General features: G+C 69.2%; 15 protein-coding genes. 6 read left to right on the top strand and 9 right to left on the bottom strand.

The genetic code is table 11. The annotated features are described in order from the left end of the window. Window positions 1–79: 79 nt before the first annotated feature. Entirely contained in the window at window positions 80–613 is a 534-nt protein-coding gene (locus M3U25_RS02035; protein WP_242156593.1) for a DUF2058 domain-containing protein, read from the bottom strand. Window positions 614–734: 121 nt separating this feature from the next. Between M3U25_RS02035 and M3U25_RS02030 the strand changes: the two genes are divergently transcribed. Further along, window positions 735–1232, top strand: coding sequence for a YgjP-like metallopeptidase domain-containing protein (locus tag M3U25_RS02030; RefSeq protein ID WP_242156592.1), 498 nt, complete (start codon window positions 735–737; stop codon window positions 1230–1232). A gap of 67 nt (window positions 1233–1299) precedes the next feature. Beyond that, on the top strand, window positions 1300–2010 hold the full coding sequence (locus M3U25_RS02025) for an rRNA pseudouridine synthase (RefSeq protein ID WP_355495377.1): 711 nt from the start codon (window positions 1300–1302) through the stop codon (window positions 2008–2010). Window positions 2011–2110: 100 nt separating this feature from the next. Here M3U25_RS02025 and M3U25_RS02020 read toward each other — a convergent pair whose 3' ends face one another. After that, the gene (locus M3U25_RS02020) at window positions 2111–2917 is read right to left on the bottom strand and encodes an SGNH/GDSL hydrolase family protein (protein ID WP_242156589.1); all 807 of its coding nucleotides are present in this window, start codon (window positions 2915–2917) and stop codon (window positions 2111–2113) included. A gap of 507 nt (window positions 2918–3424) precedes the next feature. Between M3U25_RS02020 and M3U25_RS02015 the strand changes: the two genes are divergently transcribed. The 3 genes from M3U25_RS02015 (at window position 3425) to M3U25_RS02005 (ending at window position 6985) form a co-directional block, all read left to right on the top strand. Continuing rightward, window positions 3425–5026 carry a PQQ-binding-like beta-propeller repeat protein gene (locus M3U25_RS02015; RefSeq protein WP_355496337.1) on the top strand — a complete coding sequence of 534 codons (1602 nt, stop codon included), beginning with the start codon at window positions 3425–3427 and terminating at the stop codon, window positions 5024–5026. 255 nt (window positions 5027–5281) lie between these two features. Continuing rightward, window positions 5282–6682: a serine protease gene (locus M3U25_RS02010; protein ID WP_355495380.1), complete on the top strand. Its 1401-nt coding sequence runs from the start codon at window positions 5282–5284 to the stop codon at window positions 6680–6682. Between the two features lie 135 nt (window positions 6683–6817). Next, window positions 6818–6985, top strand: coding sequence for a hypothetical protein (locus M3U25_RS02005; protein ID WP_242156586.1), 168 nt, complete (start codon window positions 6818–6820; stop codon window positions 6983–6985). A gap of 99 nt (window positions 6986–7084) precedes the next feature. Here the strand turns inward: M3U25_RS02005 and M3U25_RS02000 are convergent, their stop codons facing one another. From M3U25_RS02000 to M3U25_RS01990, 3 genes are all read right to left on the bottom strand, one after another. Further along, window positions 7085–7258 (bottom strand): DUF1328 family protein, encoded by a 174-nt coding sequence (locus M3U25_RS02000; RefSeq protein ID WP_160948036.1) that lies wholly within the window; start codon window positions 7256–7258, stop codon window positions 7085–7087. Window positions 7259–7417: 159 nt separating this feature from the next. Continuing rightward, entirely contained in the window at window positions 7418–8002 is a 585-nt protein-coding gene (locus tag M3U25_RS01995) for a glycosyl hydrolase 108 family protein (protein ID WP_355495385.1), read from the bottom strand. A 104-nt stretch (window positions 8003–8106) separates the two neighbouring features. Beyond that, window positions 8107–9096: a lipase family protein gene (locus M3U25_RS01990; RefSeq protein WP_355495389.1), complete on the bottom strand. Its 990-nt coding sequence runs from the start codon at window positions 9094–9096 to the stop codon at window positions 8107–8109. Window positions 9097–9410: 314 nt separating this feature from the next. On the opposite strand from M3U25_RS01990, the gene M3U25_RS01985 reads away from it, so the two are divergent. Then, window positions 9411–9899, top strand: coding sequence for a pyridoxamine 5'-phosphate oxidase family protein (locus M3U25_RS01985; protein ID WP_152237959.1), 489 nt, complete (start codon window positions 9411–9413; stop codon window positions 9897–9899). A gap of 172 nt (window positions 9900–10071) precedes the next feature. Here M3U25_RS01985 and M3U25_RS01980 read toward each other — a convergent pair whose 3' ends face one another. From M3U25_RS01980 to M3U25_RS01965, 4 genes are all read right to left on the bottom strand, one after another. Next, on the bottom strand, window positions 10072–11145 hold the full coding sequence (locus M3U25_RS01980; RefSeq protein ID WP_355495393.1) for a M50 family metallopeptidase: 1074 nt from the start codon (window positions 11143–11145) through the stop codon (window positions 10072–10074). Between the two features lie 389 nt (window positions 11146–11534). Next, the gene (locus M3U25_RS01975) at window positions 11535–12593 is read right to left on the bottom strand and encodes an HDOD domain-containing protein (RefSeq protein WP_242156578.1); all 1059 of its coding nucleotides are present in this window, start codon (window positions 12591–12593) and stop codon (window positions 11535–11537) included. Window positions 12594–12904: 311 nt separating this feature from the next. Further along, a complete protein-coding gene (locus tag M3U25_RS01970; RefSeq protein ID WP_355495399.1) occupies window positions 12905–13387 on the bottom strand; it encodes a nuclear transport factor 2 family protein in 483 nt (160 codons plus the stop codon). Window positions 13388–13540: 153 nt separating this feature from the next. Further along, entirely contained in the window at window positions 13541–17113 is a 3573-nt protein-coding gene (locus M3U25_RS01965) for a methylmalonyl-CoA mutase family protein (protein WP_355495402.1), read from the bottom strand. Window positions 17114–17221 lie beyond the last annotated feature (108 nt).

The following is a 17221-nucleotide window of genomic DNA, read 5'->3' as shown; positions in this document are numbered from 1 at the left end:
GCGGCCGCCCCCGGCGAATGCAATGCACGTCGGCTTCACTTTTCCGGGACATTCATGCGGCGCCGATGGACGGCCGGCGTCACCAGATCAGATCGTCCGGCACCTGGAACTGGCTGTAGTAGGGATCGTCCTCGCCGCTGGCCGGCGTTGCCGCCAGCGCATCGAACACGATGGTCGCCGGATCGCGGGCGACGATCCTGTCCACCACCGCACGCGGGATCGGCACGTAGCCGGCCTCCAGCCGCGCGATCACCACGCTGCCGGCGATCAGCTGCGTGCGCAGCGCCGCATCCACGCGCAGCCGCTGGATCTTGCCGGCATCGGTGAAGTGGTAGTCGATCTCGCCGTCGGCCTTGAGCTTGTGGCTTTCGACCAGTTGCCGCGCCTGCGCACGCTGCTCCTGCGCACGCGCCTGCGCGTTGCGTTCGGCGGACAGCGCGCGGTCGCGCTCCACCCGCTCCTGCCGCAACCGCTCGCTCTCGCGCTGCTCGGCGCTGGGCGGCGGCGGGGTCTTGCCCTGGCGCGCCTTGGCCTGCTCGCGCGCGACCTGCGCCACCTGGCTCTTCTTCACCAGGCCGGCCTTGAGCAGTTGCTCCTGCAGGGGATTGCGCATCGGAAGCGTCCACGGACTCGGATTCGGAAGCCGCATGATACCCGCAGCGCCGGCGGCCGCCCGCGAAGGCCCAGGCATGCGACGGGTGCGCGTGCAGCGCACGGCACGCTAAGGTGGCGGCATGGACACCCTGCGCTATCTCGTCGGCTACCCGCCCCAGGTCCTGGACCAGGTGCGCGAGCTGATCGCGCGCCAGCGCCTGGGCGACTGGCTGCGCAGCCGCTACCCCGAGGCCAATGCGGTGCGCACCGATCGCCAGTTGTACGACTACACCCAGGCACTGAAGGACCGCTGCATGCGCAGCGCCGAGCCGCTGCACAAGGTGATCTACGACAACCGCCTGCAGGCGGTGAAGCACGCGTTGGGCACCCACACCACGGTGTCGCGGGTACAGGGCGGCAAGCTCAAGGCCAGCCGCGAGATCCGCATCGCCGGCGTGTTCCGCGATGCGCCGGCTGCGTTCCTGCCGATGATCGTCGCCCACGAACTGGCGCATCTGAAGGAGAGCGCGCACAACAAGGCCTTCTACCAGCTGTGTGCGCACATGGTGCCGGACTACCACCGGCTGGAGTTCGACCTGCGCCTGTACCTGACCCAGCTGGAACTGGCCGAGCGCTGACACCGCTGCGTGGCAGCGCCCCCGCGACGCCCGTACACTGCGCCCCCGACCGATCGCCGCACCGCCGATGTCCAGCCCCGTCCGTCTCGACAAGCATCTCGCCGCCCTGCTGCCGTGTTCGCGCGGCGAGGCACAGCAGTACATCGAAGGCGGCTGGGTCAGCGTGGACGGCGTGGTGGTCGAGGAACCGCAGACGCCGATCACCACCCAGCAGGTGACGCTGGCGCCTGACGCGCAACTCGGCCCGGCACAGGCGGTGACCCTGCTGCTGCACAAGCCGGCCGGCATGCGCGCCGAAGAGGCGCTCGCGCTGGCGACGCCCGCCCACCGCAGCGCGCTGGATGCCAGCGACGTGCGTGTGCTCAAGCGCCATTTCCTGCGCCTGAGCATGCCGCTGCCACTGGAAACCGAAGCCAGCGGACTGCTGGTGCTGAGCCAGGACCGCCGCGTGCTGCGGCGGCTGAGCGAGGACGCGGCCACGCTGGAGCAGGAGTTCGTGGTGGAGGTCAGCGGCACGTTGCAGCCCTATGGCTTGCACCGGCTCGCGCATGGCCTGCGCCATGGACAGCGCACGCTGCCGCCGTGCAAGGTCAGCTGGCAGAGCGAACAGCGCCTGCGCTTTGCGATCAAGCACGTGCACCCGGGCCAGTTGCGCGACATGTGCGCGCAGGTCGGGCTGGAGGTGAGCGGGCTGCGCCGCCTGCGCATCGGCCGCATCCCGCTGGGCAAGCTGGCGCCGGGCGAATGGCGTTATCTGCCGGAGGGCGAGCAGTTCTGAGCGGTTGCGGGTGCTGCGGCGACGATCATCATTGCCAGCGCGCCCTACCCTCACCCCAACCCCTCTCCCGGGGGAGAGGGGCGAGAGCGCGCGCGGTGGATCAGGGCTGCGCGAGCGCGCGCTGGATCGCCTGCTCGGCCAGCGGCGCCATCACCGCATAGCCGGCGTTGTTGGGGTGCACGCCATCGATGGCCACGGTCTTGTCCATGCCGCCGTCGCGGTTGCTCAGCTTGCTGTAGTAATCCAGGTACACCGCGCCCTGCTGCTGCGCGTACTGCTGCATCCAGGCATTGAGCGCACGCACCTTCGGCGCCGGCTGCAGGCCCGGCCGCCACGGATAGTCGGTGACCGGCAGCACCGAGGCCAGCACCACCTTGATGTGGTGGGCCTGGGCCAGCTCGGTCATCGAGCGCAGGTTGTCCTCGATCATCTCCAGCGTGGACAGCCCGGTGTTGCCGGCCAGATCGTTGGTGCCGGCCAGGATCACCACCACCGCCGGCTTCAGGTCGATCACGTCCTGGCGGAAGCGCACCAGCATCTGCGCGGTGGTCTGTCCGGAAATGCCGCGGTTGACGTAGGCGGACTTGCCGGGGAAGAACGTGGTGCCTTCGCGGCGGCCCCACGCGTCGGTGATGGAATCGCCATAGAAGACCACGCGCGGTGCGTCCGCTGCCGGCGCCGGCAGCGCGGCATTGTCGGCGCGATAGCGCTGCAATTGCGCCCAGTCCAGCAGGCGCTGCTGCATCGCCTTCACTTCGTCGGGCTTGAGCGTGTCCGGGGCACGCGTGTACAGCGCATCAACCTTGCCCTCCAGCGCGGCGGTGGACGCCGGCGTTGCCGCCTGCACGGCACCGGCGGCCGTGGCGCACAGCGCGATGGCGAGGGACAACAGCGAGGGGCATTTCATCGAGGCATTCCTTGTGTGGACAACGTGATCGCACAGTGTAACCAAGCGCGCGCATCGGCCATGCGGCATCGCCGCAGCGGCAGCGCCAGGCCCCTCGCGCTGCACCGCGATTCAGTCCGCGCTCACGCGTCGAATCCTGCGCTCAGGATCGACAGCACATATCGCCACGCGCTACGTCGGCACGTCGCGCTGCGACCTGACGATGCAGTGCAACGCACGGCCGCGACCGCCATCGCACCATGGCCCGACCTGCGTCACGTGGATGCCGACACGATGACAGGGCGATGCCGTCGCCATTGTTTTTCGCTATCGCCGCAACCTTTTGCGAGCGCCCTAACTTTTTCGTAAGTACATGACACGCAAGGATTTCCACTTCTAGGATGGCCGCGGACGTGACGGGGGGATCCTCACTCCCAAGCCCGAAGGACATCCATGAAAACGCGTGATGCACACCAGAACCACTCCCGCCTGCGGCTGGCGTTGATTCCCGGCTTGATGTTCAGCGCAATGGCGATGGCGCAGTCCGCAGGCACCGCAGCGGCGACGACCGACACCACCGCCGCCAGCGCACAATGGCGCAGCACCTTCTCCGGCGGCACGCCGTTCGCCACGCACAGCCTCTGGGACAGCGCCGGCGGCGGCTTCCTCAACACCCGCTTCGCGCCCGGCGAATGGCAGATCACCCCGTTCAACGCGGCGCGCCTGAAGACCGCGTGGACCTTCACCACCCAAGGCGACGTGTCAGCCACGCCGACCGTGCAGGGCACGGCGCTGTACGTGCCCGACTGGGGCGGCCAGCTGTATCGCATCGACACCGACCTGGGCAAGGCGGTGTGGCAGGTGAAGCTGTCCGACTACACCGGCATCGCCGGTTCGTTGTCGCGCAACAGCCCGGCGATCGCGCGCGACAGCGTCCTGGTCGGCGACCAGGCCAGCGGCACCGTGCTGGCGATCGACAAGACCACCGGCAAACTGCTGTGGAAGACCCTGGTCGAATCCAACCCGCAGGCGCGCATCACCGCCTCGCCGGTGATCTACGGCGACCGCGTGTACGTCGGCGTCTCCTCGGGCGACTGGGGCGGGCTGAGCGCCGGCTACAAGTACACCTTCCGCGGCAGCGTCGCCGCACTGGACCTGAAGACCGGCAAGCTGCTGTGGAGCTTCCGCACCGCGCCGGAGGGCTACACCGGTGCGTCGGTGTGGGGCACGCTGGCGATCGATCCGCTGCGCCAGCGCGTCTACGCCACCACCGGCAACAACTACTCGGTGCCGACCGACGTGGCCAGTTGCGTCAAGAACGCCAACGGCGACAAGACCGCGCAACTGGCGTGCATGGCGCCGGACAACTACGTCGACTCGGTGCTGGCGCTGGACATGCGCAGCGGCAAGCCGGTGTGGACGCGCCGCCTGCAGGGCGCCGACGCCTGGTCGCTGTCGTGCCTGGTGGCGCCGACCAACGGCCTGTGCCAGGACCCGCAGGGACCGGACTACGACTTCAGCGGCGGCGGCGCCAACCTGTTCACGGTGATCCGCAACGGCAAGCCGCAGGCGCTGGTCGGTGCCGGGCAGAAGAGCGGCGTCTACTGGGCATTCGACGCCGACAGCGGGCAGACCGTGTGGTCGACCCAGGTGGGCCCGGGCGGCACCGCCGGCGGCATCGAATGGGGCTCGTCGGTGGATCCGTTCGCCGCGCGCGTGTACGTGGCCATCAACAACAACGAGCACACGCCCTACACCCTGGCGCCGGGCAACACCGAGACCTGGAATGCCGGCTCCTGGGCCGCGCTGGATGCGGCCAGCGGCAAGATCCTCTGGCAGGTCAAGGTGCCGGGCACCGACCCGGTGCAGACCGCGTTCGGCGCCGGCGGCCGCGGCCCGCTGGCCGCGTCGCCAGGCCTGGTCTATGCCGGTTCGATGTCCGGCGCGATGACCGTGCTCGACGCCAAGACCGGCGCCACCCTGTGGAGCTTCGATGCCGGCGGTTCGGTGTCCAGCGCACCGGCGATCGTCGATGGCGCGGTGTACTGGGGCGCCGGCTACAGCCGCTTCAACTTCGGCACCGGCGTCAACAAGCTGTACAAGTTCGTGCCGTCAAACCGGCGCCGCTGAGCGCCCACGGCGTCGCATCACGCGGATCGCATCGCCTCTCCTGCACAAGCAGGGGAGGCTTTTTTATGCGTCGCGCATAACCCGCCATCACACGCAATGTGAGCAGCTGTCTACGAAACCGGCCTCCCGAGCGTGACGCCTGGCACGCAATCATCGTGGCGTCGTCCGTAGCCTCGGCAGGCACCCTGAACTCGGGTGCAACGGCATCCGGTCCCCTGCCGGATGGTCTCGTCCCTCTTCGCAGAAGGAAGATCGATGAATCGCAAGCATGCGTTGTATCTGGCATTGCTGGCCGGCATTGCCGGCATGTCCCCCGTCGCCATGGCTGCCACTCCCCCAGCAGCCGAGATGGACTCCGCCCCGGTCGAAGCGCGCCCGGATGCCGCCGCACTCGGTGGCGCGGAACTGCGCAGCCTCACCCCGGGCAGCGCGCACGCGCCGCGCCTGATCGAACTGGCCGCACCCGACAGCAGCAAGGCCGCGGCGATGAAGCAGGCGCGCGGGCAACAGGTCAAGAACGGCCAGCCGCTGCAGATCGGCTTTTCCCGCGACGTCGCCAAGCCCGAGATCAACCTGCGTCGCCTGCGTTGGCAGACCCTGCCCAATGGCGCCCAGGTCACCAGTTTCGAAATCGTCTCGACCAACGCGCAGGCGCTGCGCGCGGCGCTGCAGCTCAGCGGCAGCGGCGCCCAGCCCGGCGATCCGGGCAAGGCGACGCTGCGCTTCGCCGGCGAGGATGGCCGTGTGTTCCAGCAGAGCGGCGCCGATTTCGCCGGCAGCCAGCCCGGCTGGTCGGCGGTGATCGCCGGCGCGCGCATGGTGGTGGAGATCGAACTGCCGGCGGGCCAGTATCCGCAGAGCTTCGCACTGAAGATCCCGCAGCTGTCGCACCTGGACATCAGCCCGGTCGCCAGCGACACGATGATGCGGCCGATGATCGGCGAGAGCGATTCGTGCGAGCGCGACATCGTCTGCCGCGCCAGTCCGACCTCCGGCTTCACCTCGGCGGCCAAATCGGTGGCGCGCATGACCTTCACCAGCGGCGGCAGCACCTACCTGTGCACCGGCACCCTGCTCAACAACAGCAACTCGCCCAAGAAGCCGCTGTTCTGGACGGCGGCGCACTGCATCAGCACCCAGACCGTGGCCAACACGCTGCAGACCTACTGGTTCTACGACGCCACCACCTGCGGCGGCTCCACGGTCAATTCCAACTACACCACGCTCGGTGGCGGCGCCTACCTGCGCCATGCCAACACCACCCGCGACACCTCGCTGCTGGAGCTGAAGAGCACTCCGCCCAGCGGCGCGTTCTATGCGGGCTGGAGCAGCTCGGCGATCGGCTCGACCGGCACCGCGATCGAAGGCATCCACCACCCCGCTGGCGACGTCAAGAAGTACTCGCTGGGCAAGGTCACCGCGCTGTCCAGCTCCATCGACGGCAAGTCGCCGCTGTACCGCGTGCAGTGGAGCACCGGCGTCACCGAAGGCGGCTCGTCCGGCTCCGGCCTGTTCACCGTCAACAGCAGCGGCGCCTACCAATTGCGCGGCGGCCTGTATGGCGGCACCTCGTACTGCAGCGCACCGAGCGATCCCGACTACTACTCGCGCTTTGCCGACGTGTATTCGTCGATCCAGCAGTATCTGAGCCCGTAAGCCAAGGTCCGGGAGGGCCGTACTCCCGCACCTGCGCCTAGGACAGGCCGTCTCACACGGGCGGCCTGTCCGTTTCGCACGCCGATGGCGCACACCAGCTACACTCGGCGCACTCCCCTCACCGGCAGATGCGCATTGGCCAAGCCCAACTACTCCTTCGAGAAACGTCAGCGCGAGCTGGCCAAGAAGAAACAGCAGGAAGAAAAAGAAGCGCGCAAGCGTGAAGCGCGCGCCGCAGCGGCCAAACCGGCATCCGACGATGCCGCCGCGCAGAACGACACCGATACCGCCAGCGACGCCTAGGGCGATGGCGGCACAGCAGGTGGCTGCCGGCCACCGTGGCGCCTGCGTCTATCCGCCTGCAGGCCGCGTCTGCTCAACGCGACCTGCCCGATCTTGGGCTCAACTGACCTTCTTGGCCAGCATCGTGCCCAGCACGAACAGCACCAGGGCGATGGCGATGCCGGCCCAGAACAGGAACTTGGCGACGCCCATCGCTGCGCCCGCCACGCCGCTGAAGCCGAGCGCGCCGGCGATGAGTCCGATGATGGCGATGATGATGGCCCACTTGATCATGATGCGGTCTTCCCGAAACGAGGACAGGCGCACGCCGTAGCGGCGTGCGGTGGCACCGGCAACGGCCGACGCTTGCCCGGGAGACTAGCCAGCGCGGCATGCGCAAGCGGTGAAACGCAGATGCACGCACCGTACACGCGTGGCGCGGCGCGCGACCGCTCAGGCGGTCCCGGCCTGCGCGGTCTGCGGCGGTGGCGACGCATCCGCCGGCAGGCTCGGCGGAAACCATTCCGCGCGGCGCAGCCAACCGGCCAGGAACTCGGCGTCGGCCGGACGCTCCGCCACCAGGCGCTGGTAGTAGGCGATCCGCTGCTGCCGGTACTGCGCATACACCTGCGCCGCGTCGGCCGTGGCGAGGGCGGCCAATGTGGTCGGCCCCATCTCTCCATCGATCACCAGTTGCGTCGCGCCCAGTTGCTGCAGGATGCGCTGCAACAACTCGATCGCCACGTTGCCGGCGTTGACGTAGAAATCGAACACGAGTTCGGCCAGCGTCTGCGAGGCGATCCGGTCGGCGCCGATCCGGTCCCAGTACGCCTGCTTGTAGATGGCCGCGGCCTGCTGCACGGTCAGCGCGCGCAAGGCCTGCAGGGTCGGCGCCTCGCCCAGCAGCGTCTGCGCATCACGCTGGAAGGTGGCCAGGCTGATGCCGTAGTTGGTGGCGCCGCCCGGATCGTTGGGATCGTCGACGAAGCCGCCTTCGAAGCGCAGCAACTGCGGGAGATACAGGTCGAACGAGGCCATGGCGAACTCCTTGCGGAGGCGATGCAGGTTGCCAACAGCGTGGCGCCCTCAGCGGCGCCACTCGGTTCCCGGGCACACCGGCATTCCGCCAGGCGCCCCCTAACTCACGGCGTGGCCATTGGCAGCGCTGGTGGCGCTGGTGGCGCTGGCGCATTTTCCGGAAAACCCAGCGCCTGCTCGGCCGCACGCGCGGTCAGCGCCATGTCCGCCCAGGGCGGATGCGCCGTCGTAGGCGGCAGTTGGCTGCGCATCAACCGCTGCGGATCGGTCTGGTCGGCGAAGGTGCCGCTCCAGGCCTGCGGCGTCTGCCACAGCGCATGCTGCAGCACGACCTGCATGTTGGCGATGGAGTGCCGTGGCAGCAGGTGCGGGAACCAGGCGCCGTTGACCTCGTAGGCGGTGCGGAACGCCTGCCCCACCGGCGCATAGCCGAACGTGGACGGCGGCAGCGATGGCACGTAGTCCCAGTAGTTGTAGCAGCGCGTGCTGTCGGCCGCGGCGATATGCGCGGCATAGACCTGCTCCCAGCTCGCGTCGCCGACCATCGGGCTGCAGAAGTTGATGTTGCGACTGGGCAGCGCCGGCCGGCTCAGCGCCAGGTCCAGCGAGAACAGCTGGCTCAGCGCGCCACCCAGGCTGTGCCCGGTGACGTAGACCTGGGTCGGCGCGAAGTGCTCCAGCAGCGCGAACAACTGCGCGCGCATCGAGGCGCGCATGGCGCCGCCCCTGGCGTCGTAGATGCCGTAGAACCCGGCCGACACCTGCGGCACCGGCGTGGCGGTGCCGGCGGTGGGCACGAAGGCAGTGGTGGAGAAGTCCAGGTCCTCGTAGATGTCCAGATCCGAGTCGGTGCCGCGGAACGCGAACAGATAGGTCCCGGCGGCGACCGTGGAGCGGAACAGCAGGCCGAACAGTTCCTCGCTGCCACCCAGCGGATCGCCGTCCCAGCCGGACCAGCGGGCGACCAGGCGGTAGTCGGACGGCGCCACAACCGGCTTGCCTTCGTAGGCGGCGTACGCGGCGATGCTGGCGGCTGCCATCGCCAGGGTCAGTTGCGGAGGCAACAGCGGTTGCGTCGCGGGAATCGCACTCATCGGCGAACGTCCTGTCGGAAAGCGCGGCGTGGACCGCGGGAACCGGCACACCTTCCCTGCGGAACCGTGGTCCGTCCGCCACGCTGCGGCCGCCATCGGGGAGATGGCCAAGTACAGCGGGGCGTGGTCGCTTAGTAGCACTGCCGATCCAGGCGATGCTTCGATACGCATCGCATCGCCCGTCGCAACGCAGCACTTGTCTACGACACCCGCGCGCACTGCCTCTCCACATCGCCTGCACCCTCCCGTCACGGACCGCGCGCGCCGCGCCCGGCACAGTGCAGGCGGGCACTGTCGCCCGCTCGGAGATCCGCATGGCCAGCCCGCAGGAACTGGAAGAGAAATTCTGGAAGGCATTGAAGTCCGACCGCACCGTGATGCTGGGTCTGGACGGCGTCGAGGACGGCCACGCCCGCCCGATGACCGCACAGTTCGAGGGCGATCACGGCGGCCCGATCTGGTTCTTCACCTCCAAGGACAACGCGCTGGTGCAGAAGCTGACGCAGAGCCAGCGGGTGATCGCGGCGTTCAGCGCCAAGAACCACGACCTGTTCGCCAGCATCAGCGGCACGCTCAGCGTGGACAACGACCAGGCGGTGATCGAGCGCCTGTGGAACGGCTTCATCGACGCCTGGTACGAACAGGGCAAGGACGATCCGAAGCTGGCGCTGCTGCGCCTGGATCCGGACCACGCGCAGATCTGGCTGAATGGTTCCAGCCTGATGGCCGGCATCAAGGTGCTGTTCGGGATCGATCCCAAGCGCGACTATCAGGACAAGGTCGCCGACGTGCCGCTGCGCTGAGGTCGACGCGCTCGCCACGCCGCCGTCGCGCCGGCTGCATGCGTGCAGCCGGGGCCTCCCGCTGGGCAGGCCGTCTCCTGCCCGCCGGGCGCATCGCGCCTGCATGACGTCGAGAAAACGCGCCGCGCGTCATGCGAGCGGCGCATGGCGTCGACCGTGCCGAAGCAACGGATCATTCGGCCTTTAGCAGTCCACGGATCGCATCGCGCAGCACCGCTTCGTTGGCCCGCAGGGCACGATCGACCTGGTCTTCGGCCGCCGCCTCCGCCACGCGCAACCAGGCCTGCACCGCCGCCGCGTCGCCGTGCCGCACGGCCATCAATGCCCGGCAGCGCGGGCGCAACGCAGGAGCGATCCAGTCCGCCTCCGCCGTCAGTCCCGCCTCCAGCATCTCCATCTCGGCGCTTCCTGCCATCGCACGCGAAAATGCGAATTCGCACCGCAGCAGCATGACCAGCGTCGCCCAGTGCGCGGCAGCGGGCCCCACTTCCGCGAGGCGCTGTTCCATCTGCGGTTGCAGTTCCGCCGCTTGCCGCCACTGACCACGCTGTTGCGCCGCCTTCAACGCAAACCAGCTGTGGCACAAGGCCAGATCGCTGCGTGCCAGCACGTCCAGGCGGGACGACGGCAGCCTGTCCGCGGTGACGCCCTTGCACGTCCACCCATTGAGTTCGGCAAGCACGTACGCCGGGGCATCCGCTTCGTGCCACCGCGCCACATTCACCCATTGCAAGCCGTCGGTTGCGCCCGACCGGCCCTGCACCGGCAACAGATTGATCAGCGCGACCGCGAAGTTGAGGACGCCGATGCCAACGCAGAATGCGCCCAGGTTGCTGTCCAGCCCGGCGCCTCGCGCGGCAAGCCATGCGATCGACGCCGCCAGCAGATTGGCCGCCGGCCCGCCGACGATCGTCAATCGATACTGCCGGCACAGCGACAGGGAGGGATCCGGCACGGGCAGCACGAAGCCGATCGGATGGCCGGGGCGCACGCGCCGCCAACGCATCCTCCAGCCACGGCGGCGCGCATGCAGTTGCAGCGGGCCGATATGGATCAGGTAGACGGTCATGCCCGCGGCACGCGCCGCCAGCACGTGGCCACACTCGTGCAGCGCCACCGTCGCCATGCCCGCCAGCGGAAGACTGAGCAGGATCACCGGCAACTCGACCATGCCCGGTGCCCAGACACCCTGGACCAGGGCGATAGCGCCGACCGCCATCGCCGAGACGCCGATCAGCAACAGCACGCCCTGCACGCCTGTCAGGAGCCGATTGAGCCAAGGCGATGGCATCCACACCCCGCGTGTTGTCCCGGCCGAACTCATGGCCGGCTCCGCGCGGCACCGAGCGGCCGCCTGCCACGCCGAAACCGTGCGGCGCACGCATGCGCATGCGCCGCCAGCAGGGCGCCACCTTCATGGACGGCGATCGTCGCCAGCGGCGCCAGCAAGCAGATCAGCCTCGGCGCCAGCGCGGACACGACAGCGATCGGCGCCTGCGTCGGCGCATGCTGTCTCGCGCTGCCGGCTGCGCCGACATCCCGTCGCATCGCCCGGTGGCCGAGCACCGCTGTGGCATCCGGCCGCTCTGCCGCACGTGTCGACCAATCACTGGCTGGACCACGCAACGGCGCCACCTAACGGCGATAGCGCACCGCCAACTGTGCGGCCGCGGCGGCGCGATGCCGGCGCAGGGCCAGGCCGAGCGCACTCATGGTCGCCACATCGGCGTCGCTGGCCTGCTCCTCCAGCGCGCGCTGCACGCGCGGCGACAGCCCCCAGTCCGCGGAGATGGCCTTGGCGCAGTGCGCCGACCAGGCCTCCAGCATCTCGGTCATCGCCGCCGGCGTGGGAGCCGCCTCGGCATGGCGTGCGTGGACATCGCGCAGCACCTGCACCACCGCGACCGCGCCCAGCCCGCACAGCAGCGCCAGCAATTGCGCGGCGTTCGCATCCTCGCGGTCCGGCACCTGCGCGGCGGCGTGCGCCGACAGCAGGGTGTGTTCCCACAGCACCGCCGCACAGCGGCCGAAGACACTGCCGTCGTCGACGATCACCGGCTGCAGCAACGCCGCGAGCACGATCTGGCGCAGGCCCTCGGTGCCGAGCAGGGCCACCGCCCGCTCCAGGTTCTCGATCGGCTCGGGATGGCGGCGGTAGACGACGCTGTTGGCGATGCGCAGCAGGTTGCCGGCCAGCGCCGGGTCCTGACCCAGGATCGTGGCGATGGCGTGGGCGCCGGCGGCCGGATCGTTGATCGCACGGGTCAGCTGCGGCAACAGGTGCGGGCGCCGCGGCGTGTAGCGCGGATGCGCATCGATGCGCGCCAGCACCGCGGCGGCATCGGCCATGACCGCCGGCGTGGCCGCGGCCGACGCGTTCACCGGCCGGCCGGCGAACGCCAGCTCGCACAGGCGCGCCAGGATCGCCGCATCCGGCACCGGATCCAGATCGATCAGCGCCGGATCGGCGAATGGGTCGATGCCCGGGTCCGCTGCGGCCACAGGCGCAGCCGATGCCGCGCGTGCAGGCGCTGCCGGCGCATCGAGTTGGCCCGCGCCCTCGAACGCCGTGCGCGCCTGCGGCGCTTCGGCCGCATCGCCATGGCCACGGCGCAGCCACCACCACAGTCCGGCCCCCAGCACCAGCACACCCGCACTGATGGCAATCCACATGATCGGCACGATCGTCGTCATCCGCAAAACATCGCCAGGTCCCCGCGCCCGGCCACCGGTGCGCGCCCACGCGGCGCGCCATGTCATTCAAGCACGCCGCGCGGGTTTCTGCGCAACGCCGACGTGATGCGGCGGCCGACCTCCGTCAGGCGGTCGGAGACACGCGCGATCGCGCTCCCCAGTCGCAAGCAAGCGGCGTGCCGGCGTTGCCCGTCACCACCCCGCCGGCCCGTGCGTCGACACCCAGCATCCCCTGCGTGCGGCAGGTGGCTGATCCGGCCCAGGCATGGGCTTGACCGCCTGCTTCCCGGCGGCGACCGCCACGCGCACGTTCAATGCGGCGCCGGCTCGGGGGCCGCGCGGTGGCCGTAGCTGAGCACGCGCGTGAGCTTCCACCCGTCCGGGTCCTGGCGCCACACCATCACGAACTTGGCGATGCCCTCGCAACGGCCACTGGCCAGGTCGCAGAAGCGGTGCTCCCCCTCCTCGATCGCCCCGAAGTCCTTGACCGGGTAGACCCGCAGCGTGCCGGGCACCAACGCACGACGGACCTTGCCGCAGATCCATTTGCGCGTGCTGTCGACGACGCTCGCGCGATCCCAGGTGACGCCGCCGGTGTCGTGGTAGAACTCCACGTCCGGCACGAACAGCGACTCGAACGCCGCCAGATCGCAGCGGTTGTAGGCGTCGAACAGGCGCTGGTCCAGCGCCGCGACGGTTTCGAACAGCGGTCCTGCAGCGCCGTCCCCGGCCGGTTCCGCGGCCCGGCTCGCCGCCGCGCACGCCATCAACACCCCCGCTGCCCAGGCTTTCATCGGTCACCTCTACGCTCGTCGATGCGAAGAACATGCGCTCCCCTGGGCAGCGGCCGCAAGCTGGCGACGCACGCAGGTGCCTTGCCGCGGCACCCGCGCAGGCACGCTCGCCGCCCCGGCGTCGACGGCGTCAGCGCCGACGCCCGACCGCGCCTACATGTTGCGCCGATACTCGCCACCCACCTCGTACAGCGCGTGGCTGATCTGGCCCAGGCTATGGGTCTTGACCGCTTCCATCAGTGCCGCGAACACGTTGCGGCGCTCGCGTGCGGTGCGCTGCAGCGCGCCAAGACCGGCGCCGTCGGCGGCCAGCGCCAGCGCATTGCGGCGCCGCTGCCAGTCCTGCACGTTGCCGATCTGCTGGTGCTTCTCCTGCTCGGTGGAGCGGATCAGCTCGATCTCGGTCGCGGTCTCGCCGGCGTGCTCCTTGGGCAGGAAGGTGTTGACCCCGACCAGCGGCAGGCTGCCGTCGTGCTTCTTGTGTTCGTAGTACAGGCTCTCTTCCTGGATCTTGCCGCGCTGGTACATGGTGTCCATCGCGCCGAGCACGCCGCCGCGCTCGCTGATCGCCTCGAACTCCTTGTACACCGCCTCCTCGACCAGGTCGGTGAGCTGCTCGACGATGAAGCTGCCCTGCCAGGGGTTCTCGCAGAAGTTCAGCCCCAGCTCCTTGTTGATGATCATCTGGATCGCCACCGCACGGCGCACGCTCTCCTCGGTCGGCGTGGTGATCGCCTCGTCGTAGGCGTTGGTGTGCAGGCTGTTGCAGTTGTCGAACAACGCGTACAGCGCCTGCAGCGTGGTGCGGATGTCGTTGAACTGGATTTCCTGCGCGTGCAGCGAACGGCCCGAGGTCTGGATGTGGTACTTCATCATCTGGCTGCGTTCGTTGCCGCCGTAGCGCTCGCGCATCGCCCGCGCCCAGATCCGCCGCGCCACCCGGCCGATCACCGTGTACTCCGGGTCCATGCCGTTGCTGAAGAAGAAGCTCAGGTTCGGCGCGAAATCGTCGACGTGCATGCCGCGCGCCAGGTAGTACTCGACGATGGTGAAGCCGTTGCTGAGGGTGAAGGCGAGCTGGCTGATCGGGTTCGCCCCGGCCTCGGCGATGTGGTAGCCGGAGATCGACACCGAGTAGAAATTGCGCACCTTCTGCTCGACGAAATACTGCTGGATGTCGCCCATCATGCGCAGCGCGAACTCGGTGCTGAAGATGCAGGTGTTCTGCGCCTGGTCCTCCTTGAGGATGTCGGCCTGCACCGTGCCGCGCACGCTGGACAGGGTCTGCGCCTTGATCTGCGCGTAGGTCGCCGCGTCCACCAACTGGTCGCCGCTGACCCCGAGCAGAGCCAGGCCGAGGCCGTCGTTGCCCGGCGGCAACTCGCCGTGATAGCGCGGGCGTTCGCGGCCATCGAACAGCCGCGCCAGGGTCTGCTCGGCCTGCGCCCAGCGCTGCGCGTCGGCCTTCAGGTACTTCTCCACCTGCTGGTCGATGGCGGTGTTCATGAACATCGCCAGGATCATCGGCGCCGGGCCGTTGATGGTCATCGACACGCTGGTGGTCGGCGCGCACAGGTCGAAACCGGAATACAGCTTCTTCATGTCGTCCAGCGTCGGGATGTTGACCCCGGAGTTGCCGATCTTGCCGTAGATGTCCGGGCGCGGCGCCGGGTCCTCGCCGTACAGGGTGACGCTGTCGAAGGCAGTGGACAGGCGCGCGGCCGGCTGGCCGACGCTCAGGTAGTGGAAGCGCCGGTTGGTGCGCTCGGGCGTGCCCTCGCCGGCGAACATGCGGATCGGGTCCTCGCCGGTGCGCCGGTACGGATACACGCCGCCGGTGTACGGATAGCTGCCGGGCAGGTTCTCCTTGCCCAGGAAAGTCAGCAGTTCGCCCCAGCTCTTGTAGCGCGGCGCGGCGATCTTCGGAATGGACTGGTGGCTCAGCGACTGCCGGTAGTTCTCCACCCGGATCGGCTTGCCACGCACCGCGTATTCGGTGACCGGGTCGGTGATCGACTTCAGCCGTTGCGGCCACTCGCGCAGCAGCTTCAGCGATTCGCTGGACAACGACTGCAAGGCATCGTTGTAGCGCTGGCGCAGCAACAGCAGGCTGGCGTCCACGGCGGCATCGGACGCCTCGGCGGACGTGCGCGGCGCCGGCAGCAGGTCGTGCGCCGCATACAGTTCCAGTTGCGCCGGCAGCTGCGGATCCTGCAGCGCGTGCAGCGCCTGCCAGAACGCCTGCGCACGGTCGGCCGCTTCGGCCTGGCGCAGCACGCCGGCATTGAGCGCCCGCCCCTGCTCGGCAATCTCGGCCAGGTAGCGCACGCGCGCGCCGGGAATCAGCACGGTGGCGCGCGGCTCCTTCAGCGTGGTGTCGAGCTGCGGATGGAAGTCGCAGTGCATCGGCATGCCCGGCGCGCCTGCCGCGGCCTCCACCTGCGTCGCCAGCTTCTCGCGCAGCAGGCGGCACAGATTGACGAACATCCAGCTCACGCCCGGATCGTTGAACTGACTGGCGATGGTCGGATACACCGGCACCGCCTCGTCCTCCAGCTGGAACGCCGCGCGGTTGCGCCGCCACTGCTTGCGCACGTCGCGCAGCGCGTCCTCGGCGCCGCGCCGGTCGTACTTGTTCAGCACCACCAGCTCGGCGAAGTCGAGCATGTCGATCTTCTCCAACTGGCTCGGCGCACCGTAGTCGCTGGTCATCACGTACACCGGGAAATCGACCAGATCGACGATCTCCGAATCGCTCTGACCGATGCCGGCGGTCTCCACGATCACCAGGTCGTAGCCGATGCCCTTCAACAGCGCGATGCAGTCCTTCAGCACGCGGTTGGTGGCGGCGTGCTGGCGCCGCGTGGCCATCGAGCGCATGTACACGCGCGGGCTGCGCAGCGCGTTCATGCGGATGCGGTCGCCGAGCAGCGCACCGCCGGTGCGGCGCCGGCTGGGGTCCACCGACACCACCGCGATGCGCATCTGCGGGAAGCTGGCCAGGAACCGATTGAGCAGTTCGTCGGTGACCGAGGACTTGCCGGCGCCGCCGGTGCCGGTGAGGCCCAGCACCGGCGCGGTGCGTCGGCTGCGCGGCTCGGCCGCGGTCGCCGCGCCGGACTGCCACTGCTTGCGCAGCAACGCCAGCTCGGCCTCCGAGAATGTCCCATCCTCGATCGCCGACAGCGTCCGACCGATCCCGATCTCGTCGTCGATGTCCGGCAGCGGGGAGCCGGCCGCGCTCGCGCCGCGTGCATCCGCCGCGGCCGCGCGCCCTTGCCCGGCCCGCGCCACCACGTCCTCGATCATCTCCACCAAGCCCATCTTCATGCCATCGTTGGGGTGGTAGATGCGCTCCACGCCGTAGGCCTGCAGCTCGGCGATCTCCTCGGGGGTGATGGTGCCGCCACCGCCGCCGAACACCCGCACATGGCCGGCGCCGCGCTCGCGCAGCATGTCCACCATGTACTTGAAGTACTCCACGTGCCCGCCCTGGTAGGACGACAGCGCGATCGCGTCGGCGTCCTCCTGCAGCGCCGCGCGCACCACGTCCTCGACGCTGCGGTTGTGGCCGAGATGGATCACCTCGGCGCCCTGCGCCTGGATCAGGCGGCGCATGATGTTGATCGCCGCATCGTGGCCGTCGAACAGGCTGGCGGCGGTGACGAAACGCAGGGGACTGGCGTCCGTCTGCGGCAACGGAACGCGGGACGCGGGAAGGCTCATCGTGCGGACATCGAAAAGAGAATGCCGCGATTCTAGGCGCGCAACGCGACACGGGCAGGTTGCGCTGCAGCATGCACGCTTGGGCGGCGCCCCGCATGCGCGCCGGCG

It is taken from the genome of Xanthomonas sp. PPL134, assembly GCF_040595915.1.
GTDB lineage: Bacteria > Pseudomonadota > Gammaproteobacteria > Xanthomonadales > Xanthomonadaceae > Xanthomonas_A > Xanthomonas_A indica.
Note: the sequence above shows the minus strand (reverse complement) of the source record. Positions and strands in the feature narration are given on the sequence as shown.